Origin of the sequence: Desulfopila sp. IMCC35006 (assembly GCF_005116645.1) — a bacterium.
GTDB lineage: Bacteria > Desulfobacterota > Desulfobulbia > Desulfobulbales > Desulfocapsaceae > Desulforhopalus_A.
This window is the reverse complement of the sequence record NZ_SWCM01000001.1, coordinates 569,117-593,266: the sequence shown is the minus strand read 5'-3', so window position 1 is coordinate 593,266 and position 24,150 is coordinate 569,117. Positions and strand designations below refer to the sequence as shown.

At 51.3% G+C, this 24,150-nt stretch carries 17 protein-coding genes, 1 pseudogene and 1 riboswitch; of the genes and pseudogenes, 13 read left to right on the top strand and 5 right to left on the bottom strand.

Going from position 1 to position 24,150, the window contains the following annotated elements:
* Positions 1 to 195: 195 nt before the first annotated feature.
* A pseudogene (locus tag FCL47_RS25540) lies at positions 196 to 1,374 on the bottom strand (DUF2254 domain-containing protein).
* Between the two features lie 255 nt (positions 1,375 to 1,629).
* Complete coding sequence (locus FCL47_RS02610; RefSeq protein ID WP_136811889.1) at positions 1,630 to 1,809, bottom strand: CsbD family protein; 180 nt, start codon at positions 1,807 to 1,809, stop codon at positions 1,630 to 1,632.
* A gap of 888 nt (positions 1,810 to 2,697) precedes the next feature.
* Between FCL47_RS02610 and FCL47_RS02605 the strand changes: the two genes are divergently transcribed.
* Together FCL47_RS02605 and FCL47_RS02600 are read left to right on the top strand one after the other, a co-directional pair.
* Positions 2,698 to 3,003 (top strand): helix-turn-helix domain-containing protein, encoded by a 306-nt coding sequence (locus FCL47_RS02605; RefSeq protein WP_136811888.1) that lies wholly within the window; start codon positions 2,698 to 2,700, stop codon positions 3,001 to 3,003.
* Entirely contained in the window at positions 3,000 to 4,220 is a 1,221-nt protein-coding gene (locus FCL47_RS02600) for a type II toxin-antitoxin system HipA family toxin (protein WP_136811887.1), read from the top strand. The genes FCL47_RS02605 and FCL47_RS02600 overlap by 4 nt, the downstream gene beginning before the upstream one ends.
* A 353-nt stretch (positions 4,221 to 4,573) precedes the next feature.
* Here FCL47_RS02600 and FCL47_RS25535 read toward each other — a convergent pair whose 3' ends face one another.
* The 3 genes from FCL47_RS25535 to FCL47_RS02590 all read right to left on the bottom strand — a co-directional run bounded on the left by FCL47_RS25535 (position 4,574) and on the right by FCL47_RS02590 (position 5,915).
* Positions 4,574 to 4,738: a hypothetical protein gene (locus FCL47_RS25535; protein ID WP_370459540.1), complete on the bottom strand. Its 165-nt coding sequence runs from the start codon at positions 4,736 to 4,738 to the stop codon at positions 4,574 to 4,576.
* A complete protein-coding gene (locus tag FCL47_RS24995; protein ID WP_167496303.1) occupies positions 4,738 to 4,983 on the bottom strand; it encodes a hypothetical protein in 246 nt (81 codons plus the stop codon). The genes FCL47_RS25535 and FCL47_RS24995 overlap by 1 nt, the downstream gene beginning before the upstream one ends.
* 86 nt (positions 4,984 to 5,069) lie before the next feature.
* Entirely contained in the window at positions 5,070 to 5,915 is an 846-nt protein-coding gene (locus FCL47_RS02590; RefSeq protein WP_136811886.1) for a DMT family transporter, read from the bottom strand.
* Positions 5,916 to 6,103: 188 nt separating this feature from the next.
* On the opposite strand from FCL47_RS02590, the gene FCL47_RS24290 reads away from it, so the two are divergent.
* The 11 genes from FCL47_RS24290 (at position 6,104) to FCL47_RS02540 (ending at position 24,130) form a co-directional block, all read left to right on the top strand.
* Entirely contained in the window at positions 6,104 to 6,247 is a 144-nt protein-coding gene (locus tag FCL47_RS24290; protein WP_153306344.1) for a hypothetical protein, read from the top strand.
* 359 nt (positions 6,248 to 6,606) lie between these two features.
* Positions 6,607 to 7,728: a transketolase C-terminal domain-containing protein gene (locus FCL47_RS02585; protein ID WP_136811885.1), complete on the top strand. Its 1,122-nt coding sequence runs from the start codon at positions 6,607 to 6,609 to the stop codon at positions 7,726 to 7,728.
* The gene (locus FCL47_RS02580; RefSeq protein ID WP_136811884.1) at positions 7,721 to 9,028 is read left to right on the top strand and encodes a thiamine pyrophosphate-dependent enzyme; all 1,308 of its coding nucleotides are present in this window, start codon (positions 7,721 to 7,723) and stop codon (positions 9,026 to 9,028) included. The genes FCL47_RS02585 and FCL47_RS02580 overlap by 8 nt, the downstream gene beginning before the upstream one ends.
* Positions 9,029 to 9,217: 189 nt before the next feature.
* Positions 9,218 to 9,440: riboswitch (cobalamin riboswitch) on the top strand.
* Between the two features lie 114 nt (positions 9,441 to 9,554).
* Positions 9,555 to 10,541, top strand: a complete 987-nt coding sequence (locus FCL47_RS02575) for a sirohydrochlorin cobaltochelatase (protein ID WP_136811883.1) — start codon at positions 9,555 to 9,557, stop codon at positions 10,539 to 10,541.
* A gap of 48 nt (positions 10,542 to 10,589) precedes the next feature.
* A complete protein-coding gene (locus tag FCL47_RS02570) occupies positions 10,590 to 11,555 on the top strand; it encodes an ABC transporter substrate-binding protein (protein WP_136811882.1) in 966 nt (321 codons plus the stop codon).
* A 214-nt stretch (positions 11,556 to 11,769) separates the two neighbouring features.
* Complete coding sequence (locus tag FCL47_RS02565; protein ID WP_205747186.1) at positions 11,770 to 12,195, top strand: cell envelope biogenesis protein OmpA; 426 nt, start codon at positions 11,770 to 11,772, stop codon at positions 12,193 to 12,195.
* Positions 12,196 to 12,227: 32 nt separating this feature from the next.
* On the top strand, positions 12,228 to 12,761 hold the full coding sequence (locus tag FCL47_RS02560; protein WP_136811880.1) for a DUF308 domain-containing protein: 534 nt from the start codon (positions 12,228 to 12,230) through the stop codon (positions 12,759 to 12,761).
* Between the two features lie 191 nt (positions 12,762 to 12,952).
* Entirely contained in the window at positions 12,953 to 14,812 is a 1,860-nt protein-coding gene (locus FCL47_RS02555) for a bifunctional acetyl-CoA hydrolase/transferase family protein/GNAT family N-acetyltransferase (RefSeq protein WP_136811879.1), read from the top strand.
* A gap of 991 nt (positions 14,813 to 15,803) precedes the next feature.
* Entirely contained in the window at positions 15,804 to 21,347 is a 5,544-nt protein-coding gene (locus tag FCL47_RS02550) for a multicopper oxidase domain-containing protein (RefSeq protein WP_205747185.1), read from the top strand.
* 125 nt (positions 21,348 to 21,472) lie between these two features.
* Positions 21,473 to 22,069 carry a hypothetical protein gene (locus tag FCL47_RS02545; protein ID WP_136811878.1) on the top strand — a complete coding sequence of 199 codons (597 nt, stop codon included), beginning with the start codon at positions 21,473 to 21,475 and terminating at the stop codon, positions 22,067 to 22,069.
* 414 nt (positions 22,070 to 22,483) lie between these two features.
* Complete coding sequence (locus FCL47_RS02540) at positions 22,484 to 24,130, top strand: efflux RND transporter periplasmic adaptor subunit (RefSeq protein WP_136811877.1); 1,647 nt, start codon at positions 22,484 to 22,486, stop codon at positions 24,128 to 24,130.
* The last annotated feature ends 20 nt before the right edge of the window (positions 24,131 to 24,150 follow it).

Genomic DNA, 24,150 nt, shown 5'->3' with positions numbered 1-24,150 from the left:
GCTATATATTGAATAATATCATCAGAACGTACAATAAAAAAAAGATGAGCTTGTTGCCAGCCCTCTGATTTTCTGACTGGCTTGGATTTCTCACGAACGAGGTTAAAAGCGCTGAAATAAGGGAACCGGGTGCCACGGCAGTGAAACTCTTTTCTGAAACTGCAGTGCACCTTCACGACCTGTCGACTTCTTCAACTAACCAGGATTGGCGAACTCGGCCAATTTATGCAAAATCTCGAGTTCTTCCGGAAGTTGCAGAACTTTTTCCGCTCTGGCAAGCGCCAGGCGAGAATGGTGATTTGCGGTTTCCCGCATGGCGGCATCTCCGATCGATGCGAGCGAGGCAAACGCTTTCTGCAGCCGTCCAGCGACCTCAATGACACCTGCCCCGTCACGACCAATGGCGGTGAAAGCATCGTCAAACATATTCTGGACAGATAATTCGGGTACTTTTACCCGATCAAATAGAGGTGGACTGGTGCCGCCTTCAGCAAGAGGCTGGCTCCAGTGGGCAAAAAGGCGGACCAGAGCGCCGGTTGTATAGTTTGCCGTGCCGGGGGCATTAACGGCCCGGTGACAACGCGCGACTGGCGATTTCAGAAAGAACGATAAGACCAAACCGGGGATCTTCGTCAAATTGCCGGTCATTACCGATCAGAAATGCCTTTGCTATCTGACTGCTGTCGAAATTGGAGAAGGCACCGGAGTCAGTGGATACATAGGCAAGAACCCGGCCCGGAGCAGAAAAGGTGCCGGGTAAGGCCGCCAATCTGATTCGCACCCCGAATGTTTCAGCAAATGCCTGGAGAGCGGTGATATCTATGCGATGGACGTACCCAATAGTCTGTCCGTAAACGGTCTGCCCTCCTTTCTGATGCTCGTCTACAGGGACGCCTCGAAGGGTGGGTGCGCGTCGCCTGCGTTGTAAAGCGGCAGCTGTCGCCGCCTCGACCTTCTCGATGGTTCCCCCCAGCCTGCCAAGGCGGGCGATGCGATCCACCCAACTCACGAAGGTGATTATAACCATAGCAAGAATTATTAAGGTCAGTGCAAATAAAGCAAAACGACCGGCTTTTTCATAATAGCCGTTCATTAAGGCGACAAGCGCGGCGTTGCGGTATTGCTGGCTGAAGCATAGGCGGAGACCATTGATCCGACAGTGAAGGTGGCGATAACCAACATGCATGCGGCAATAATGGAAAGCAGGGTTTCTAACGATTCTTTGGTAATTGCCGGAACAAGCCGACCTATTTCTGCAGTGTCCATTGTTTTCGCAAGAAACACCAGGGTTGTTGAAAGAACGCACATCGTAAGCGGTCTAACCCATAGCCGCTCGCTGATGCGATTAAGAAGATACCTCAATCGATCACCCATTATTTCCCCTCTTGGTAGTTGGGTCTGTTTATCTTCAAGCGATCATTTTGCCGATTAAGTGAGCGAATTCGACGCACGCAGCTGAAGCAACGAGCAGTTATTTTAGCAAATAAATCAATAATCTTTTTTATCAATAGCTATATCACAGTGCGTCTCTTTCAGCACTCCTCCCACCTCAGTTTGACAATTTATTTTGGTCACTTAGAAAATGGTACCATAAAAACCCGAAAGACCTGCTAATTTAAAGTTAACCCACTATTTTTCAATGATATTTTCAATTTCGCCTATCTTTTCCTGAATTTTTCCTTCGGCATCCTCCACCTTTCCTTCGATCTCAAGCTCGTGGTTATTGACGATTTTCCCGATGGTCTCCTTGATCTTGCCTCTGGCCTGGTGAATTCTTCCTTCGGCGCTGTTTTTTGTGTTTGATTTCATAGTGTTTCTCCTGTTGAATTTTGGTTGAAGTAACTGCTACAGGGGGCCACTGCAGCCTGTTTAAGGTTCCAGCACAGTCGGTTGCGAGTCGACATCCTTATTTGGTTATGGGTGCGATTCTTTCGATGGTCATGTTATTGAATACCGTCTTGACACCATGATCGTGAATCAATTCGTCTGTGGTATAGGTCTCACTGAGCAATCATTATGCCATGTTTACAATGCTCAGCGTCAGGTCGTCCATCACTTGATTTATTAGGAATTATTAACCAAAAAAATGGACCTGCAGAGAGACGGTTGAAAACTGAATGTAAATGGTTGTAGGTAACCTCTTGGTCATAGGCAACCATTTTCCCGTCTATCCTAAAGCAATGGATGAAACATGCTAATGCTATTACAACTGGCAAATTATATTGGGAGTCTGTCGCTGCGTTGTGTTTTTTTCCCGCCAGCAATGGAGTCTCTGTTCTGTATTTTACATGAGCGTTTGAGGCTAGGACAGGTACCGCAGGTAAAAGTTCCGGCGCCAGAGCCTGATTTAAAAATGGCGTTCAGGTGAAGTCAGATTATATCAAAGGGATGGCCACCTTCGTGCACGCCAAGGGCGGTCTCATGTATGAATTTTCCGTCGGCGGACAGAAATTCACCAATGAAGCTTTGTGATAGCTGAGATAGAAGCATAGACAAGATCGATCGTATTATATCTCCTGGTTGATTGCACAGCCAAGAGCAATTACCGGCGTCAAACAGTTTTAAAACTCCCACTGTTCTAGGCAGATCAATACCTTACGCATTGTCGATATCCAATCATTGATTCCATCCATGCGTTTATATTTTTATTGTTAAAATATATATACATTAATGAATTATATTAGTATTATGTAAATTATGATTAACATTAACATTGCATCTATACTGGAGCAGCTCGCTGATCGGCTCAGAAAAGCTCGTTTGGCCCGGAATGAGAGCCAGGAAGTATTTGGTGCCCGCATTGGTTTGACGAGACAAACGTATAGTAAGATGGAAAAGGGAGTTCCTACAGTGTCGATAGGCTATTGGCTTGCTGCAAGTGAAATTCTTGATCGCCTTCAGACATGGCAAGAGGTGCTTGCTGAAAAAGATGATCTCTTTGAGCAGTTTGAGAGAAAAAAGTTGAAAAGAAAAAGGGCAAGCAGAAAGCGAGTTAGAAAATGATCAAACTAAATATTTGGGTGACCTTAGCCAACGCGGAGAACTTACGTGTCGGCGAGCTCGTCGTCGCTGATCCAGATATGCAGGGGAGGTTGCAAGGCCAGTTCAGATATTCTGCAGACTATCTCAATCATCCAGAAGCATTTGCGCTGGATCCAATTCATCTTCCTCTCACACTTGACAACTTCAATGCCGAAAGACCGCATTCCGGTGTGCATGGCGTATTTGAGGACAGCTTGCCGGATGACTGGGGCCGCCGGATTCTCGCCAGGCGTTATCAATTGGAGAGAAATGAGCAGCGTGTTCCGCAGTTGCTGGCTTTGCTTGGGGGGCAGGGGATGGGCGCGCTCAGTTACAGTTCTGATGATGGGATCCCTGAAAAAGGTAAAGATGTCGATGGACAACATCTTACGGAGTTGCAACGTTTAGCGGGGAAATTCGAAGAGGACGCGACCTCGGTAGATGAAGATCTGGCACTTCTTTTCCAGGCCGGAAGTTCTCCGGGGGGAGCACGTCCTAAAGCCCTTATCAAAGATAGTGATCGTTCATTCCTGGCTAAATTTTCCAGTATCCGAGATCAGTTTGACGTTGTCGCCCTTGAGGTTGCCACTATGGAGCTGGCAAGGCGAGCCGGAGTCAACGCAGCGCCGACAAAACTTGTACCTTGCGAAACCAAAAAAGTTTTATTGGTTGAACGATTTGACATCGATAATGCTACCATGGGCCGCTACCATGTGATAAGTATGCAGACCTTACTGAAAGCTGAAGGTTACTATACTGCCGCTTATCGCGATATTGCCGATATTATCCGCCGGGTTTCGACAAATCCGGGTCAAGACCTGCTAAAGCTTTTCAAACAGCTTCTTTTTAATATATTGATTGGAAATACGGATGATCACCTTAAAAACTTCTGCCTGATTTTTGATGGCGAAGGTTGGAGGCTTAGTCCGGCCTTTGACTTGGTGCCAAATGTCGGCTTGAATCGTGAGCATGTGTTACGCATCGGTTATGATAATGTGGTAGCAAATAAAGAAGTTCTTATCAGGGAAGCAAAAAAATTCGGGATAAAACAGCAGGCAAAAGCGGACAAGATTATTACGGCTGTATTCTCGGAAGTGTCACATTGGGAAAAAGTATTTAGGGAGTTTGATGTGCCGGACAGGGATATACAAATCCTTGGTCGAGACATCGAGGAAAGGATGGCCAGAATTAAAGGCTGACTTGAAATTATCGACAAGATCTCTGGTCATTTTCCGTGTGTGAAAAATGTTCCCAAATAGGCAAAAACATGAAAAATAAGAAAAAATATAGAATGTTTATCTTTTGAAAAACCAATAATTTATCGCAATTGACGAGGTTGCGAAACTGCGAAGGCGATGCCTGCGAACAGGGGTCACAGGTTCGAATCCTGCTTGGTGTACCAAGAAATTGAAGCGGTTACAGTCTTTTGGCTGTAACCGCTTTTTCGGTTTTTGCAAGCTTCTAATTTGATTAAGTCTATCCACAAAAAAAGCCTGGATTAAGGATTTTTATCCGGGTTTCTGTTCTGATTATGAATCACTTTGTGCTTTGCTCATTCACCTCTTTTTAACCCACGAATTATTGGGTCACTTGTCTTCGACGAAGCAGGCGATGTTCGTGCTGAACCTCTTTTTAATAAAAATACACCGATAAAAATAATCGAAGTCGCTGCATAGTCGACGAATTCGATTGGTTCACCAACAATGAGTGCGCCGATCAGAAGCGCAACGACGGGGGGGATATAGGTAACGGACGACGCGGTGACGGCACCAAGGCTCCCGACAGGTATGCATAGATCAATACGGGAAAAAAACCAAAAAGAACCCTCAGAAATACGATCTGGGTCGGGGTGATGAGACTGGCCGCAAGTTTCATATAAATAAAGTTGCTTCCCCAGACGATGCCAAGAAAAAGAAAAGCTGCCAATGGCAGATAAATATTTTTTTGTGCAGCTCGATACATTATCGTATTTCCTCTAAATTATTCGATCCTGAAAAAGATAATTATTTAAGATAGCCATGAGCGCTGCGACCCTCCGGGCCGGCATGCTATTTTTCGCAGACAGTGGCGACAACAGCTGTAAGAATGAGTCCAGCCCCCAGATAACCAAGCGGGGTAAAATACTCACCTAAAAACAGATAGGCTGCCACCGCTGCCACCACCGGTTCAATGGTCGCAACAATAGAGGCTCTGCCTGCTTCCAGGTATTTTAGGCCATTGTAATAGCAATAGTTCGCAAAGAATGTCGAAACTACCGTTACGCCTACCAGCGCCCCCCAGGCCAAAGGTGTTTTGTCGACGAAAGTGACAAAAGGAAAGATGCCAAGAGCACCTAGAGGCAACACGTAGAGGAAGAGATTTGCAGAGGAATATCTTTTTGAAAAGTATTTTCCCACTGTGTAATAGAGAGAATAACAAAATCCGGAGACAAGTCCGGAAATCAGTGCCAATGGTCCAATACCGGATCCTCCAGCATTACCAGATCTGGAGATCAGGTAGACTCCGGTCATGACCAGTACCACTGCGCTGATCTTTATTGCGGTCAATTTTTCCCGATACATAAGAAACGAAAAGGCCACGACCCAGGCTGGTGCCGTGTAGAGCAAAACTGCCGCAAACGCAGCTCCGCCTGATTTGACTGCATACTGATAAGAGATATAGAACAAAGAGATGCCAAAGACCGCAAAAAAAGCAAGGAGAGACAGGTCCTGCTTTTTCACTTTCGTCTGTCCGCACCAAAAAGCCTGACCGCCAAAGCAGCACCATGCCAGGATGGCGCGCCAGAAAGCAACCTCCATCGGGCCGAGTCCCTGTGAAAAGGCCACCGCAGAAAAGATGCCGATAAACCCCCAACTTATTGCAGCTGCGAGAATAAATACGTATCCGGTTAACATAAGGGGAGGTCGCCTTTGATAGATGTTATAAAGCTGATATTTGATCGGTCTGCATCAACATTTTTCAACCACAGAACGACACTAATACATCAAGCTGTTTTCAGGCAACTCCTTTGTAAAATCATACGCTTTTCATTCCATCTTTCCCATTATTAAGACGGCTCATGCGAGATGGTCTGCAGCGCGTCATGAAGGCGAAAGATTGTTCGACCGCCGCCGGTTTCTTTCTCGCTGCCAACAGCACCGCCGATCTCAGTATCATCAGGTCCTTCACGCGAGAAGACTGCTTTGCAACGAGCTGTTGGTTCTCTCTTGTTCAGGCTATACTTTAGGTGCCGGAGGCGCAAGGATACTATACCCATTTTTAGAATGGGGTGTAGATAGGAAATATAGGTTCGGGTTGTATGACCTTTTTTTGACAACGGAAAAACATCTCTCATTGACAAAGTTATGTTTTTACGAGAGATTATGGTGTCGGTGGGTGCGGGTCGATTCGCGAAGATATAAGAATGAGATGTAAGAAAAGGGGAATTACGAAAGCTGTAATATTTTATCTCTATCTATCCGGAGTTCATTCATGGCACTTGCTTTATACTCGATTGACGAAGTATTTTTGCCTTTGCAGGTATTGCGATTTTTTGATTCGTCTGACGCGTGACTGATCCAGATAAAAAATAATGAATGGAATATCATGGGACTGACTTTAATGGAAGGAAACGAGGCAATCGGCTGGGGAGCGATGGCTGCTGGCTGTAATTTTTTTGCCGGTTATCCGATTACCCCGGCAACAACAATTTACAATACCATGCTTGAACTCCTGCCCCCCAAAGGTGGTGTATGCCTTCAGGGGGAAGATGAAATTGCATCCATAGGATTTTGCCTGGGCGCCTCGATGTCGGGTATGAAGGCAATGACTGCTACTTCCGGTCCGGGGATCAGTCTTTACAGCGAGCAGATTTCCTTTGCCATCGGCAGTGAAATTCCCCTTGTGATTGTTGATGTACAACGGTTGGGGCCGTCCACCGGCTCCGCCACCAAAGGAGCCGACGGGGACATCCAGTTTCTGCAATGGAGCAACAGCGGGGGGCTGCCGGTAATCGTACTGGCGCCGGTGGATGTAAAGGACTGTTATACGCTCACCATGCAGGCTTTTAACCTGGCCGAGCAATATAGGTGTCCGGTTTTTGTGGCTGCCAACAAGGAGGTCTCCATGACTCGCGAGACGATTGATCTGGATGCACTGGATCTGCCGCAGACAATCGATCGCCGAACTGCTGCTGCGGATCGGCCCTTTCTGCCTTTTGGCGTGCACGAAGACCAGCTGGTGCCGGATTTTCTGCCTATCGGCGGCGAACGTCTGGTTAGGCAGACCTCTTCAACCCACGGAACAGACGGCTACATTACCACCGATCCGGAGCAAATAGGTGCAATCCAGCAGCGCTTGGATGATAAGCTCCGCAGAAACATCGCCTCCTTTACTTACTACGACGAATATCAGGTGCCGGGCGCCGAGACATTGGTGATTACCTACGGGGTAACCGCCCGTGCGGCCATGACGGCGGTGAAAAAAGTTCAGCACACCAACGCAAAGGCATCCCTGCTGGTCCTGAAAACCCTGTGGCCCGTCCCCGAACAGCTGATTCTGGAGAAGGCTGCGTCGTATCGGCGGGTGGTCGTGGCGGAGATGAATCTTGGTCAGTATGTCCGGGAATTGCAGCGGGTGTTGACCGATAAAAAAATCGACTTTATAGGGCAGATGAATGGAGAGCTGATCAAGCCAGGGCAGATTCAGGAGGTAATTCAACATGGATAGTCTACTCAACAGCAATCGTCCCCCGGTGTTCTGCCCTGGATGTTCCCATGAGCAGGTTCTGCATGCCCTGGATCAGGCATTGCTGCGGATGGGGTTCTCCGGAAAAGATATCGTTATGGTTTCTGATATCGGATGTTCCGGCCTGTTCGACACGTTTTTTAATACCCACGCTTTTCATGGTCTTCATGGCCGGGCCCTCACCTATGCGACCGGGATCAAGATGGCCCGGCCGGATTTAAAGGTGGTCGTGACCATGGGCGACGGAGGCCTTGGCATCGGCGGTGCCCATGTGTTGAGTTCCTGTCGGCGAAATATTGACCTGACGCTCTTGGTCCTCAATAACTTTAACTACGGTATGACGGGCGGCCAGTGCTCTTCGACGACTCCCCAGGATGCGCAGGTGGGCTCGGGCTTTTTAAACAAGCTGGAAAAGCCCATTGATATTTGTCAGGTAGCGGGGGCCGCGGGAGCGGCGTATGTAGACCGCATCTCCACATATGATAAAGGGCTGGTGGATGGCCTGGAAGCGGCCCTGTCATTTGATGGTTTTTCTCTGCTCGATATCTGGGGGATTTGTCCCGGCCGTTACACCCGCCGCAATAAGATTACCCCCAAAAATATCGAAACTGATCTGGCTAAACTTCCGGGTTTGGCTGATTACAAGATCAGCAATGCCCGCCCGGAATATGGCAGGGCTTACCGGCAGGAGGCCGCGAAGCTTGTCCCCGCAGGCGAACCGGTCCGGATTGAAAAGTCGTGCACGGCCCCGCAGTCGGGCCGCATGGAAGTGGTTGTACTGGGAAGTGCCGGCCAACGTATTATTACCGCCGGTGAATTGCTGTGTCTGGCAGGCGCTGCAGCGGGATGTCATGCGGCACAGAAGAGCGACTATCCGATTACCGTCATGCGGGGCCACTCCGTGACCGATATTATCATTTCCGACACCGAAATTGAATATACCGGAATTCAAAATCCTTCTGTCGTTATTGCCCTGGCACCGGAAGGCGTCAATCGCCGGAAGAAAATGTTGGCACATCTGGCACCGGAAGCACTGGTTATCAAAGCCTCCGGCATTGAACTGCCGTCATGTCAGGCATCCATAATCGAGATTGATTGCAAGGCTGAAAAAATAAAGTCTCAGGATTGGGCGCTGGTTGCTTTGGCTGTTCTGGCTCAGCAGAATAAAGTGTTGACCATGGATATGCTCAAGGCTGCTTTGCAATTGCGTTTCAAGGCCGGGCAATATGAGACGGCGATCGCCATGCTGGAAAAAGCGGTTGTGTCCCTTGGTAATACATGATGTTTTCGGAGCTGATCGAATCGATAGATCACCTTGCAGGGAATTTAACGCCAATTTTACTCTGTGATTGGCTGAGATACGTATCTCCTCTTTACAAGCGGCGCAACGATGTTTTAATTTTGGGGCTGCAGTTTTCTAACCGAATCGTACTGATAGTGATTGACAAATTTTTTGAAATTAGATTACTTGCGCATGTATAGAAGCTCAGGTACCGGCAATCACCCTGACTGGTATTTGCCGGTGTAAGAGGGAACTTCGTGTAATTCGAAGACGGGCCCGCCGCTGTAATCGGGGACGACTCCTGCTTTTTGCCACTGTTTACCAGTCTTGTAAAAAGACGATGCTAAATGGGAAGGCGCAGGAGAAGGATGATCCGGAAGTCAGAAGACCTGCCTGAGTGGTGTTATCATAGTATCGTGGACTGATCATATGATAAGGAATTTCGGGTAGTTTGGGATATCCCGGATCAATTTTAATATTGGTCCGGGATTTTTTTTGCCCAGACCGACTTAAAGGAGCAGGTGCCATGCAACGTTTGATCAGCTGTACACTTCTTACCTTTTTCTGCCTTCTCATCTCCCTCTCGACTGTTCTCGCCGCTGAAAAACCCGAAAACAATGCCAATGCTATCGTTATAGCTACCTTTGGCACTACCGTTCCCCGTGCCCTTCCCGGGATATTGCATATCCGGGACCGGATGCAGAAAAGATTTCCCGGAACCGAAATCAGGCTTGCCTTCACCTCGAATATGATCCGTAAGACCTGGCATAAACGGCAGCACGACGACGCCTTTAAGAAAGAGAACCCTTCCGTCCCGGAAGATATATTTTATGTCAAGGGACCGCTGGCAACTATCGCTGATCTCCAGGATGAGGGCTTTGCCACTATCCTCGTGCAACCGGGACATCTCACCCTCGGTGAAGAGTATCTTGATCTTGTCTCGTATATCAAAGGGCTCAATTCAATCACTACCATAAAAGATAAAAACCGGCCTTTTCTCAGGCTGGCTGTCAGTCGTCCCGCCCTGGGAACCATGGGCCCAAAACATCCCTATGAAGAAGATATCAGGCAGGTGGCCGGGGTACTGGCCGGTGACATCGAGAAAGCCCAGAAATTGGGATCGGCCCTCCTCTACATGGGGCATGGTAATGACTACTTTCCATCAAGCGGCTCATATCTGCAGCTGGTTGATGTGATGAATTCCCGCTACCCGGAGACGAAAACCTACCTCACCACGGTGGAAGGTTTTCCGAATCTTGAATCTGTCATGAACCAGATGAAAAGAGACAAGGTGACGAAAGTCCTGCTCAAGCCCTTTATGAGCGTTGCCGGCGATCATGCCAATAACGATATGGCAGGAGAGGGACCGGAGAGCTTGAAATCAGTGCTTACAGAAAATGGCTTCCAGGTGACGATAATCATGGAAGGTCTGGGGGAACAAGACGGCTTTGCCGATGTCTTTGTCGACCACCTGGCCCAGACCGCCGTTGACTATGGAATTACCCTCAAATAAAAGACGGAAATGATGTGCGTTTTCACACCAGATACTTTGGAGTTCTCTATGCGCTTTAACAAAACATCAGGTCATTACCCTCGCCATTGCCCTGCATCTCTCTTTTTTTCACATTGGCTGTGCACGCTGTTTCTCGTGTTCATCCCGATCATCCTGCAGCATACGGCAATGGCCGCCGAACTCACCGATCTCAGCGGCAAAACCATCCACTTCGATCGTCCCTTTACCCGGATTATCTCACTTTACGGTGCCCATACCGAAAATCTTGCAAGCCTTGGACTGGATAAGGAAATCATCGGCAGGTCGGGAGATGACGATTATCCGCCGGCAATCACTGCCAAACCTGAGTTCAGCAGCGAAAATATTGAGAAATTCATTGCCGCCCGTCCTGACCTGGTGTTAATCCGCCCGATGTTGCAGGCCCGGCATCCCGAACTCTTCACCCGGTTGCAGAAAGTCGGGATAACCGTTGTTTCCCTGCAACCGACCACTATCGATGAAATGTATGCCTACTGGCGGGACCTGGGGAAGCTGACCGGAAAACGACAGGAAGCGGAAGCGATGATTGACGCATTCACCTCGGGACTGGCTCAGGTTCGCAAGAAATTTAAGGCTATTCCAGAGGACAAAAGGCCCAAAGTCTATTTCGAGGCCATCCACGAAATGATGCGGACCTTCTCTCCCGATTCAATTTCCCTCTTTGCCCTGAAAAGTGCCGGAGGAATTAATATTGCAACAGATGCCATTCCGAGACGCTCGAGCAATATTGCCGACTACGGCAAGGAAAGAATACTCTCCCATGCCGGTGATATCGATATTTTTCTCGCTCAGAATGGGCGAATGAATCGGGTGGATAAAATGACGATCCTGGAAGAACCGGGATTCGAGTCGATCAAAGCCGTCCGGGAGGGAAGGGTGTTTTTAATCGATGAGAAGGAGGTTTCGCGGCCGACATTGCGGCTTCTGCAGGGAATACAGCAACTTTACGATATTTTTTATCCGACCTCCGGGTGATGGACAGGCGTTTGCTGTACCTGTTTATCGGCGGACAAAGGGCCTGCTTATCCAGGATCGTAAGGATCTTGCGGTGCTGGACAGGGGCGGCTATGGTTGTTAAACGGGCTGCTTGAAGAAGCCGGAGCGAATACGTAAGCCACGACCAGGAGTGGAAAAATCGATCAGAGCGATTAGAATATCTGACAGGGAATCAACTTGTGGAGGTATGGCAATGAGATCAACTCCTGGTATGCTGCTGTTTCTGGCAATGCTGACTTTTACCGGTTGCGCCAGCGCAAAGAAACCGGTGCTCTATCCCAATCAATATCTGAATACAGTCGGTCAGTATCAGGCCGATGCCGACATCAGGGCGTGCATGCAAGCTGCAGAGGCAAGCGGAGCCAATGCGGGCAAGGGTGAGGAACTTGTTGCGAATACGGCCAAAGCCGGCGCCGTTGGCGGAGCCACGGGTGCGGTTGTCGGCGCAATTTCTTCGAGTACAGGTGTCGGCCGCGGTGCCGCTATCGGTGGTGCCGGGGCCGCCACCGCAGCGTTGGTTGGCGGGGCTTTCAAGGCTTCGGAGCCAACCCAGGTCTATCGGCTATTTGTTGAACAGTGTCTGCGCGACAAAGGATACCAGCCGATTGGCTGGCGCTGAGGAATGTAATTTTAAAAAATTGAGGTAAATTCATGCAACTCTATTCGCCTGTTCCGGATGAGTTTCTCGCTCATGCTAAAATGGCAGCGCGGATCATGATACTGATTGGGGTGCTGGCGATACTTCTGCCATTTTATTTCGGTCTGTTTTCTGTCCTTATTCTTGGTGGCGCAGTTCTGGCGAGCGGCATCCTGGGTGTTGCTTATAACTGGCAGCTTGCCCGGCTGGGTGTAGATTCGGGTGCAAAATTGGCACCCTGGCTGTTCGTTCTGCTGGGCTTTCTGCTCTTAACCACACCAAAACTGACGCTCTCTGTCGCCGGACTGATTATAGGAACCGGCCTGATGGCTTCCGGTGCCATGGGGTGGCTGGCAGAAAAGCATACCGGTCAACCTTCCGTCCTGTGGCAACTGCGCCATGTGATTACCGGTATCTTCGGTCTGGTTCTTATTCTGTCTGGAGCTGCCGGAACAGCCTGGCTCATTGGCGTGTTCTTTGGCCTGAATATGCTGATTGCCGGCGTCAGTCTCTGGATGACTCTTACGGCTGGCAACCCAATGTCGTAGTGGAGATACTGCGGTGAGTGGGCAAAATTTTACCTATCTTGCTTTTGCAAAAAGGATTCCCGGAGCGGGCTGAGGATCGCTTTCGCCTCTCTGCAGAACATCGCTGGCCTGGCAATGGATGGATCGTTACATCTGGAGTGTTTACCGCCTGCATGCTCAACATGCCAACGGGGTAAGGGAGGTCGTGAAAAATGAGCAACGTCAACGGGGGGAAGGGAAAAGTAGTTACGGCTGAAGAAGCAATAGCAACCATAAAAAATGGCAGTCGTGTTTTTATTGGTTCGGGGTGCGGCGAACCCCAGCATCTTATCCATACCCTGGCCAACAATCAAAACATGAACGACATCATGGTCTTTCAGATGCTGGCCCATACTCTTGCCGATTATCTCAACGATCAGACCTTTCTGCAGCGCTTCTCGGTAAAACTCTTTTTTGTACCGGTTAATATGCAGCAGGCCGCGTTTGAAGGGAAGGTTGATTATATTCCAACCTATCTTTCACAACTGCCGCAGCTTTTCAAAAATAAACAGATTGTCATCGATACGGTACTCATCCAGATAAGCCCCCCAGACATGTTTGGTATTGCCAGTCTGGGCGTTTCCGTCGATGTCACCCTGGAGGCAGTGAAGAGTGCGAAAACAGTCATTGCCCAGATCAACCCACGCATGCCTCGAACCCATGGCGATGGATTCATCCATGTCAAGGATATCGACTATCTGGTTCCATTTGAAGAGGAATTGATATGTATCGATCAGGAAACGGTGGACGAGAAGACGGCAAGCCGGATCGCTCAGTACGTAAAAGACCTGATTGACGACGGCAGCACCCTGCAGGTCGGGTATGGCCATATGCCTTACGCCCTGTTGCAGTATTTTGGCAACAAGAACGATCTTGGTATCCATACCCACATGATTTCCGATGCCTTTATTCCTCTTATCAAACAGGGCGTCATTACCAACAAATATAAAAATTTCATGACCGGCCGGGCGGTGGCGACATTCTGCATGGGCACAAGGGTAGCCTATGATTATATAGACAACAATATCCAGTTCTATTTTGGGACGGCAGATTGGGTGAATACGCCAGGTATAATCGGCAAAAACGATAATTTCATATCTATCAGCTCTGCCTTGGAGATCGATCTGACGGGGCAGGTGTGTTCCGATTCCGTTGGCCGGCAATTTTTTAGCGGAACCGGAGATCAAGCGAATTTCATCCGTGGCGCGACCCTGTCAAAAGGCGGATTGTCGATCATCGCTCTTCCCTCAACGGCCAAGGGCGGTCAGGTCTCACGCATAGTTGCCAACCTCAGTGCCGGAGCAGGCGTGGCGACGCTGCGCGCCGATGTCAATTTTGTCGTGACTGAGTTTGGGATAGCGCAGCTGAAAGGGAAAAGCATCAGTCAGCGAGTCATCGAGCTCTGCCAGATTGCCCATCCGGATTTTAGGGAGAGCCTTATCGAGGAGGCGAAAAAAAATCGTTATATCTTCCCCGATCAGTTGCCGCCCCTGGCCGAAGATCTCATCTTTATCGAGGAATACAAGAGCCGCATAAAACTGAAAAACGGCAAGACCATGTCCTTGCGCCCGCTTCTGCCATCAGATGAAATCGCCTACCGCAATTTCTTTTATTCCCTGACGAAAGAGACGGTGTACATGCGTTTTTTTCATGTCGTCACCATCTTTTCGCGGGAAATGGCACAGCGTGATTGGGCTACCATTGATTACCGGAATAATATATCCCTGATAGGTCTTGTGCCGAACAGGGATACGAAAGAGGTCGTGGCTGTCGGGACTTACGCTAAAATGGATGCGACCTGGGCCGAAGTAGCGTTCGTGGTGCGGGAAGATTTTCAAAATCTGGGCATTGCCCGCTATATCTTTATGGAACTGGAAAGGATCGCATCGGCAAATGGGTTCAAGGGGTTTTTTGCCACCACATTGCCGGAAAACACGGCCATGATTCATCTCTGCAAGAAATGCTTTGCCGACACCAAAATAACCACAAACCAGGATGAGATAGACATCTGGATGAAATTTACCCCGAAATAACAGGACGACGATCAAAGTGAAATTGTCGTCCTGTGTCATGACGTGGCAAATAACCAACGTCCGAAATTGCTCAAGGTCCAATATGTGTAGCTCCCAGCAGAAAAGCAGTGCTCGCATTGAGAGAGGACAGACGCGTCCATTTATTTCACCGGCTGCACCGGTAGTTAAATCGAAGAAAGCTAAGCCTTTAAAGGTTGTGGCTTTAAGCCTTTGAGGAAAAGGTCATTAATCTGGTCAGAAAGGGTGCAAGCTTCTTAAACTTTTTTCAAGAGCCGTGGTAATTTTGCCTAGCATTAAAAAGCAGAATAGAATCTCCATTATATCTCAACGACAAAACAGACTTTCTGCGATTGTAAGCATAGCTCCTTTGTTACGCTGCAAAACTGTGAAGGCAAAGAGGGCTGGGTGTGCATGATAAAAGCTGCACATTCCCCACGGCTTTGTTATTCGCACATTCTGACAGTTTTGCGCTTTGAAACAGCATGCGAGAGTTTCCACGCCAAGCGACGAGTCCTAAAAAAACAATATGTTCAGTAAGATAAACCACGTGTTTCAGGGTAATGTTTTCCGTAAAAGCGAGCTGCTTTTCCGGAAAAATGGATGGCTTTGTCCGGACCAGTTGATACAATGTAGTATATGTATGCAGAATATAAATAATAATTATTATTTTAAAATCGGAACGAATATTGCTCAAGTGAATACTAATATATGCTGCTTCCTGTGGCATATTGCGCTCTGAATACTCATCTGTCAGGGTTTCTCTGCGAAATTTCAGTTCAGGAAAAAAAAACCAGTGTTGGATTGTTTCGGGGTCGGCTTCTGCCCTTCCGGCACAGTTGCCAGAATACGACTGAAATTGAACAGACTCTCTTTGGTCAGAGTCTACGGGGCGAAATGATGGTCTCTAGCAAATCGAGCCGCAGGATTGAGAGATGCTCCTTTGTTAATGAGGCGGTTACAATTTTCCAAACTAGTTCTAAGGGGTGTTAAAATGACAAAACACAAGATTCCTCGATGGATGAATCCGCTGCCGGTGCTGATGCTTGTACTGGCCTTGGCTTTGGCAGTGGCTACAGCACCCGCCCAGGCAGCGCCAAAAAATCCGAAAAAGCAAAAAGTCACCACGAAAAAACCGATCCCCAGCAAGACGGGCAGGCAAACCGCACTGCAAAAGGCGGCCAGTGCCGTTATGATGGCGTCACCCACAATGTTAGCAGCACCTTCAACGTTGGCGTCACCCGCGAGGTTGGCAGTCCCTGCAGGACCGACGGACCAAACAAAGGTTCCGCACTACTATGGACCCTTCCCGAACTGGGCCAACAGCCCATTTACTTTGCCTGATGCCACCGTGACAATCACGGGCGACGGAACGGGCGCGACGGCCACGGCTTCAGTTGGCCCAGGTGGCACCATTACCGGCATCACCGTTACCAACCCCGGCTCAGGCTACAAGACGCCTCCAACTGTGGCGATTACCGATGCCGCTGGAGGGAACACCAGCGCGTTAGCAATGGCTGAAATAACCACGGCGGGTGCAGTCACTTCCATCCTTGTTAATACTCCTGGGAATGGCTACACCACACCTGTTGTGGACATCTCGGGTGGCGGGGGAACGGGAACCTTGGTGCAGGTTGGCAATCCGCCAATCGCTCGGACCTTTGCCACCGATTATGCGACTGGGCCAGGCGTCCTTGGGCCCGTATTAGTGGTCGTGCCGGCAACAATGCCGGCCAGCGGCGTGGTTCAGTCGATTGAGTATTTCAACCAGGCGACGACTGGCTCAAGCCCCAATCCATCTGCGGGTAATCTCTTCCATGCCTACATCCTGAAAACAACTGGCGTTCCAAACGAATATACCGTGGCCTGGGACAGTGGCCTGCAGACCGTACCGGCAGCCATTGACCCTGTTGGTGATATTATAAGTATCCCGGTGCCCGATGTCATGGTGACCACAGGTGACGTCATCGCCTTCTATGGCCAGGGCATTCCGCTTGACACGGGAGGAGGAGCAGATACCCTCAGCTATCCGGCCCCTGCTGCACCCGTCTCGGGATCCACTATCACGGTGGGGAGCGCGGCCTACCCGGTCTATTCCCAGGATCGAACATATTCCATCGCAGCAAATGTCCTTGACATGTCCGGCGTTCCGCCTCTGACTGCGGCTACAGCCACTGTCTATGGCGGCGTCGATGCGGTCAATCTGACGGATGCAGGAACGGGCCCCTGGGTTATGCCGACCGTGGACTTTGATATGCCGGACGGACCGGATGGAGTCAAAGCCACAGCTCATGCCGTGCTCGATGCGAGCAGCAACATCACTTCAATCGTTGTGGACAGCCCTGGTTCCGGCTATTCGTACGCGCCGAACGTCATCGTTCGTGATGGTACACTCTATGATCCGATTCTCAACGGCGGATCAGGAGCCTCGGCGACAGCAACGCTTGCGGTACAGACTATCGCCATGAACATTTTCGGCAACGGCTACACCGCCGCCCCCGTAGTAACTATTAGCGACAGCGCTGTGGGTGGCCTGGGCGCCGGCGCAACGGCCACGGCCTACACCGATTCTGGTGCAGTAACTGCGATTACCGTCACCGACCCGGGTTCCGGCTACCTTACCGTCGGCGGCATTAAGAAATTCCAGGATGAATTGCCGCTACTGTGCAACCCCTCGATCGCGGGTAGCTGCGTTCCGAACGCCCTGGGACAGTATCTCCCGCTCGCCGTGCCGGACACTACAACCTTCACGACGGCCAATGGGTTCGAGAGTGATGCCGATTACTATGTGATCGCCCTGGTGCAGACCCGGGAGCAGATGCACTCCGACCTGCCACCGACGCTGGTGCGCGAATACGTCCAACTCCAGACTCCGGCCAACGCCTCCTGGAGTAAGGGTGTCGCCCTACAGACAGCCCTGGTCGATGGCACTACCACCCAAACCCTGATGCCTGACGGCAGTCCGGCTATCGCGGTTGACAATCCCCACTTTCTGGGTCCGGTCATCTCGACACAGAAGGATCGCCCGGTGCGAATCGTCTTCTATAATCTCCTGCCGGAAGGCGGGGAAGGGGACTTGTTCCTGCCCAAGGACGCCACCATCATGGGCTCGGGTCCTGGCCCGAACTCTCCGATGGATCTGTTTACCCCACAGAACCTTGGCACAGTTATGGATGCGGTGCGCAATCCGTGGTGTACCGACAATCCAAGTGATGTCAGTTGCTTCCAGGATAACCGGGCTACGCTGCATCTGCATGGCGGCATCACCCCATGGATCAGCGACGGGACCCCGCACCAGTGGATCAGTCCTGCTGTGAAAAATGCCCCCAACTCTTACCCTGAGGGTGCGAGCGTGGGAAACGTTCCGGATATGGTTGGCGCTACGTATTCTAACGGCGTCACAGTGCCTGACTGTTCGGCAGCAAGCGATGGCTGCCAGACCTACTACTATACCAACCAGCAGAGCGCACGGCTGATGTTCTACCATGACCACGCCTGGGGCATCACCCGTCTCGGTGTTTATGCTGGCGAGGCCGCGGGTTACCTGATCGCCGACAAGACCGAGAAGAAGCTCATCGATACCGGGATCATCCCGGCCGTTCAGATCCCGCTGATAATCCAGGATCGGACTTTTGTCCCGGATGTTAAGCAGCTCGCCTGGCAGGACCCGACCTGGGATTCCACCAGCTGGGGCGGCATGGGCAACTTCTGGTATCACCATGTCTATATGCCGGCCCAGAATCCTGGCGACCCAACGGGCATGAGTGCCTTCGGCCGCTGGATGTATGGACCGTGGTTCTGGCCTCCGGCAACACCACCGTACGGACCTATCGCCAATCCGTATTATACCGGAACCTGCAACATCAACGATCCTGCCACCTGGCAGTACCAGACAGACCCGTTCTGCGAACCGGAGTTGATCCCTGGTACACCGAACGTCTCCGTCGGCATGGAACAGTTCAACGATACGCCCATTGTCAACGGCACGGCCTACCCTACCACTACGGTGGAGCCAAAGGCCTATCGCCTGCGTATTCTGAACGCAGCCAACGATCGGTTCTTCAACTTTCAGTGGTATGTGGGTGATCCCAACACCGCCAGCACCGACCTCAACACGCTGGGTGTTCCAATCGGTGCCACTGAGGTCGCTCTCAATCCTGCCGAGCTGGCAGCCGCCCAGATCGATCCGAACATCTTTCCGACGCCTGACACCAGTGTCAGTCTGCCAGGTCCCGACTGGATCGTGATCGGCTCCGAGGGCGGTTTTCTGCCGGCCCCGGTGGTCGTGGACGGTCAGCAGCCGACCACCTGGATCATTGACCCGACTGTGTTTAATGTCGGCAACGTGGATAAACACTCACTGCTGGTGGCGCCCGCCGAGCGGTTCGACGTCATTGTCGACTTCTCGCAGTTCGCCGGCAAGACCCTTATCCTCTACAATGACGCACCCGCAGCCTTCCCGGCGAGGGTCGCCAGCTATGATTACTATACCGGCGCCCCGGATTTGACCCCGGTCGGTGCTCCTCCTATCCTGCCCGGCTACGGCCCCAACACCCGCACCATCATGCAGGTGAAGGTTGCGGCTACAACTCCGGCACCCACCTTCAACTTCACTGCGCTTGCCAATGCCTTTAAGCACAAGGCGGACGGTTCGGGAGTTTTCGAGTCCAGCCAGCATCCGATTATCGTCGGGCAGGCAGCCTACAACTCGGCCTACGGCATGAACTTCCCCGCCGCCGGCTACTGCAACGGCGGCAGCACCAGCACCAAGTGTGATGGCTATCTCCGGATCGCAGACCAGGGTGGAACCCTTTTCGGCTTCAACACCTTGCTGGCGCCAACAGGCAAGCTGCAGATCATGGTCGAACCAAAGGCGATCCACGACGAGATGAACGCCTCGGCCTTCGACGAGTTTGGCAGGATGACGGCAAATATCGGTGTTGAGGCCGTGCCGGCCACACCGGCCGGGCAGAATATCATCCTCTACCCGTTCGTCAATCCACCGACGGAGATGTTCGACGCCACCAATCTGCCGAAGAACAACATCACGACCATGACCCCGATCAGCCCGATCAGCTCGGCTGATGGGACGCAGATCTGGAGGATCACCCATAACGGCGTAGACACCCATCCGATCCACTGGCACCTCTACGATGTGCAGGTGCTCAACCGGGTGACCTGGGACAATATCGTCAGCCCACCCGATCCCACCGAACTCGGCTGGAAGGATACCCTCCGAGTCAGTCCGCTGGAGGACACCATCGTGGCCCTCAGGCCGATCATCCCCGATCTGCCATGGGATCTGCCCAACAGTATCCGGCCGCTGCATCCCATGATGCCGCTTGGGTCACAAATGGGCTTCAACAATGTCGATGCGAACGGCAATCCGACCGCGCCGATAACCAACCAGCTCATCAATTTCGGCCTCGAGTATGTGTGGCACTGTCATATCCTGAGCCATGAGGAGATGGACATGATGCGGCCGGTATCTGTAGCTTTGCCGCCGGTAGCGCCTGGCGGACTTGTATTTGATGAAGCGACGAAGACGCTGTCCTGGAACGACAACTCGCTCAATGAAACGTCGTTCCTGGTGCAGCGGTCTACGGACGGCGGTGCGACCTGGCCGGTAGTGGGAACCGTTGTGTCCCCCCTCGACCAGGCGAACACGAAGACGGGCGGCTCTGTCCTGGCCACTACCTATACCGACCCAACGTATGACCGGTACACAGTAAACCAGTACCGGGTCGTCGCTCAGAACACAATCGGTTACGGCGGTGAGTTTATGGAATTGACAGCCCAGTCGGCTGTCTCTGAATCCGTCACCGTGGGAGGGGCAGCTCTGCCACTGTTGTACTTCTCGACCGCTGGGAATACCAACCCGCCGGGAGTAACCGGTGCGGCGGACGATGCTGACATCTACCGCTGGAACAATACGGCGTTTGCCAGAGTGTGGGACGCTAGTGTCAACGGGCTGCCAAATAATGCCAACGTTGACGGGCTGGTTGTGGTTTCTCCCACGGACTTCTACCTGTCGTTCAGTGCCAATAATACAAATGTACCTGGCCTCGGGAACGTTCAGGACGAAGACGTGGTTCACTACAGTAACGGCACCTGGTCGGTATACTTCGATGGCACCGCCCGGGGTATGACCAACAATAACCAGGATCTGGATGCAATCAGTATTGTCGGTGGCACCCTGTACTTCTCGACCGCCGGGAATACCAACCCGCCGGGAGTTGGCGGTGCGGCGGACGATGCCGACATTTACCGCTGGAACGGTACGTCGTTCGCCAGGGTGTGGGACGCCAGTGTCAACGGGCTGCCGGGTAATGCCAACGTCGACGGCCTGAAATATGTTGATGCCACGCATTTCTACCTGTCGTTCAGTGGCAATAATACCAACGTGCCAGGTCTTGGGAACGTCCAGGACGAAGACATCGTGTACTATAACAATGGCACCTGGTCGGTGTACTTCGACGGTACATCCAAGGGGCTCACCAACAATAACCAGAATATCGATGCCTTTGATATTCAGTAGTTAAACGTCGCTGCGGATCGGACAGTGAAGCAGCATTAACCCAGAACAGGGGCTGGCGCAGTTGGCCAGCCCCATTTTGTGAGAACCAGGCCCGAGCCACCGGTTTACTTTACGAGGAGGCAAAGATGCAAGCTGTGATACTGTTGTTATTTGTCTCAATCATGTGGTCAGTTGGTGCTAACGCCGGGACAATTTTCTTCTTTGCCAGTACTCAGACTGCGACACTAGTTGAGTCTGGCGATACTTTCGATACCATCTGCAGCAACGGTTATCTATTCACCTTTACCCGGGACAAATTATTTAGCGGCGGGGCCGGTCGTCTTGTCAGAGTCGCATGGCCAGAGGGAGTGGAGGCGCAGGCTGTAACTGTAGGTCCGGTTGGTAAAGCAGAAATCACCATCAGTCGGGTTGATGGAAACGTCTTTGATATTGCCGACTTCACAGTCAAATTGCTTGCCAGTACGGGAGGAGCCGGCGGTGAAATTGAAGTGATGCCACAGCTCAATGGTGAAGACGGCTACAATGATCCAGCCTTCTTTCGAGCATCGGGGCTCGCTAACCAAAAAATTTCGTTTGCCACCGGGACCAGGCCGCAGTCCACCGCGCTGCTTACCGGGTTTGATACCTATAAAATCACCTTGTATGTCGATTTTGCCTTGGTCGCCATAACCCTGGTGGACGCAGGTATTTCACCTCGAACGCCACCTTTGCCGTCGAAGTGAACGATGTGAGCGCAGTTGCCATCCATACAGGCCATTACCACAGAGGGCTCCCTGACTTTGTATTTGAGGTTGTAGCCGTTGACAGGAATACCGGCAATTCATGGAGTGCGGCTGATATCTCCGCATTGAATCTACCCTGTCGATGGATATGAACATCGTGTCAACCGGAGATCTGGAGGACGGTCTATCTTCCCATATTATTGATAAAAATGTGTTTAATTCGGTGGAACATAAATTGCGATCCTACAAGTGGTCGATTTGAATGAAACGCTTGAGAGATTAATGGGATATGGATACAATCCGGATTGTATATGCCAGCAAAAGGGGTTTTATTTTAATTTTTCTAACGATGCAGAACGACGATAGACAATTGACATCAAAGCGTTGTGCTCGAAGGGTGAATCCAAGAGGATTATGGAAACTGTAAAAAAATATTTAGGATCCAAAAAAATCCTGATAACGAGCTTGGCAGCTGTGCTGATCTGCGTCATCACTGGATACGCCTCGCGTAGCGATGATAAGGGTCTCGGCGAACAGGAAGCAAACGTAACCCACTCCGCCGACATGATGCAGACTGCAGCTCAGGAGCAGGCCGCCCAGCCTCCACCGGCGATGCAAAAAGAGGCAACGGTCTACGTCTGCCCGATGAACTGCGTGCCGCCGATGAAACAGCCGGGTAAGTGCCCGGTGTGCAGCATGGATCTGGTGGCGGTGAAAGATCATGGGCATAACCATAAGCAGGGTCCGCCCCGGCTGAAGCTTGCTGAAGAGGACGTCAGGGCCGCCGGAATTCAGGTCGCACCGGTAGAAAGAAGGGCGGTTGTGGCGGAGGTTCGGCTGTTCGGCAGAGTTGAGTATGACCCGGCCTACCAGTACAAGGTGACGGCCTTTGCGCCGGGGGTGATCAACGAAATCTACGTCAAACGTGCGGGACAGACGGTTAACACCGGGGACGCCCTGTTTGATCTGTACTCGGTCGAACTGTATTTTCTGGAACAGGAACTGTTTGCGGCCTTGGAAAAGCTTCCCGGCTTTCTTGCAACACGCCCGGCCGGAGGGCAACGTTTCAAGCAGTGGGTCCAGCCGTGGATGTGGAAGCCCAGCGGTCCACCTCCTGCGAGGCGAGACCGAACGGGGCCGTCTGCGGCGCAGCCGGCCAAAGCTGACGGGGAAAAGACAATCGCTCAAGAAGAGGAACAGGCGATCACGGCGGAGGTCGCAAGAGTAAGACGTGAAATAGGCTCGCTGGGCCTGACTGAAGCCGAGGTTGACGGGATAATTGCTCGGGGATGGCCAACCGGTATCAGAACGGAAAAAACCCCGATACCCGGCATTGTTCAGAAACAGGATGCGTTTAAAAGCATGTACCTCAACACCGGGGACTCGGTCTTTACCATCGCCGATCCTCGATATGTGTGGGCGATGTTTGATGCCTTTGAATCCGATTTGCCCTGGATCAAGCTGGGCCAGAAGGCTGAATTTCGTTCAGATGCCTATCCGGGTGAGATCTTCACTGGTGAAGTGATATACCTGGAGCCTTATTTTGACGATACAACCCATACCTTCAGGGTCGGGGTCCTTTGTCCTGCCCATCAGGGAAAATTAAAGCCGGGGATGCTGGTCCGCGGTACTATGTATGCCTCACTGACCCCTGGGTACCGGGTGGACAGCAGACAGAGCGGAGAGCAGAACAAGATGCTGGCGATACCGGAAACCGCGCCGATGATCACCGGTAAACGGGCGGTGGTTTATGTCGAGGTGGCGGGCAAGCCGGGGACGTATGAAGGCCGGGAGGTCCTCCTGGGCCCACGGGCCAAGGGGTATTATGTCGTGCGGGAAGGCTTGCTGGAGGGTGAAAAGGTGGTTGTGAACGGCAATTTTAAGATAGACAGTGCAATCCAGATCCTGGCCGGAACCAGCATGATGGATCATGTAGGCGGTACAACGATGCCGGATCTCGACAGTGATATATCCGGTATGAAGATGGATATGGAAATGGCGCCGCAGCAGACGAAACCGTTAAGAGTCACACCGGAAGGAAACAGGCGATATTTGCACTGAACATCATATTAAGCTGACCA

What these genes read in the sequence shown, in the direction of transcription:
- FCL47_RS02540 (WP_136811877.1), top strand. Translation starts at nt 22,484, where the DNA reads ATGGAAACTGTAAAAAAATATTTAGGATCCAAAAAAATCCTGATAACG.
- FCL47_RS02605 (WP_136811888.1), top strand. Translation starts at nt 2,698, where the DNA reads ATGATTAACATTAACATTGCATCTATACTGGAGCAGCTCGCTGATCGG.
- FCL47_RS02545 (WP_136811878.1), top strand. Translation starts at nt 21,473, where the DNA reads ATGCAAGCTGTGATACTGTTGTTATTTGTCTCAATCATGTGGTCAGTT.
- FCL47_RS24290 (WP_153306344.1), top strand. Translation starts at nt 6,104, where the DNA reads ATGAAGGCGAAAGATTGTTCGACCGCCGCCGGTTTCTTTCTCGCTGCC.
- FCL47_RS02550 (WP_205747185.1), top strand. Translation starts at nt 15,804, where the DNA reads ATGACAAAACACAAGATTCCTCGATGGATGAATCCGCTGCCGGTGCTG.
- FCL47_RS02610 (WP_136811889.1), bottom strand. Translation starts at nt 1,809, where the DNA reads ATGAAATCAAACACAAAAAACAGCGCCGAAGGAAGAATTCACCAGGCC.
- FCL47_RS24995 (WP_167496303.1), bottom strand. Translation starts at nt 4,983, where the DNA reads ATGTATCGAGCTGCACAAAAAAATATTTATCTGCCATTGGCAGCTTTT.
- FCL47_RS02585 (WP_136811885.1), top strand. Translation starts at nt 6,607, where the DNA reads ATGGGACTGACTTTAATGGAAGGAAACGAGGCAATCGGCTGGGGAGCG.
- FCL47_RS02600 (WP_136811887.1), top strand. Translation starts at nt 3,000, where the DNA reads ATGATCAAACTAAATATTTGGGTGACCTTAGCCAACGCGGAGAACTTA.
- FCL47_RS02560 (WP_136811880.1), top strand. Translation starts at nt 12,228, where the DNA reads ATGCAACTCTATTCGCCTGTTCCGGATGAGTTTCTCGCTCATGCTAAA.
- FCL47_RS02565 (WP_205747186.1), top strand. Translation starts at nt 11,770, where the DNA reads ATGAGATCAACTCCTGGTATGCTGCTGTTTCTGGCAATGCTGACTTTT.
- FCL47_RS02575 (WP_136811883.1), top strand. Translation starts at nt 9,555, where the DNA reads ATGCAACGTTTGATCAGCTGTACACTTCTTACCTTTTTCTGCCTTCTC.
- FCL47_RS02555 (WP_136811879.1), top strand. Translation starts at nt 12,953, where the DNA reads ATGAGCAACGTCAACGGGGGGAAGGGAAAAGTAGTTACGGCTGAAGAA.
- FCL47_RS02580 (WP_136811884.1), top strand. Translation starts at nt 7,721, where the DNA reads ATGGATAGTCTACTCAACAGCAATCGTCCCCCGGTGTTCTGCCCTGGA.
- FCL47_RS02570 (WP_136811882.1), top strand. Translation starts at nt 10,590, where the DNA reads ATGCGCTTTAACAAAACATCAGGTCATTACCCTCGCCATTGCCCTGCA.
- FCL47_RS02590 (WP_136811886.1), bottom strand. Translation starts at nt 5,915, where the DNA reads ATGTTAACCGGATACGTATTTATTCTCGCAGCTGCAATAAGTTGGGGG.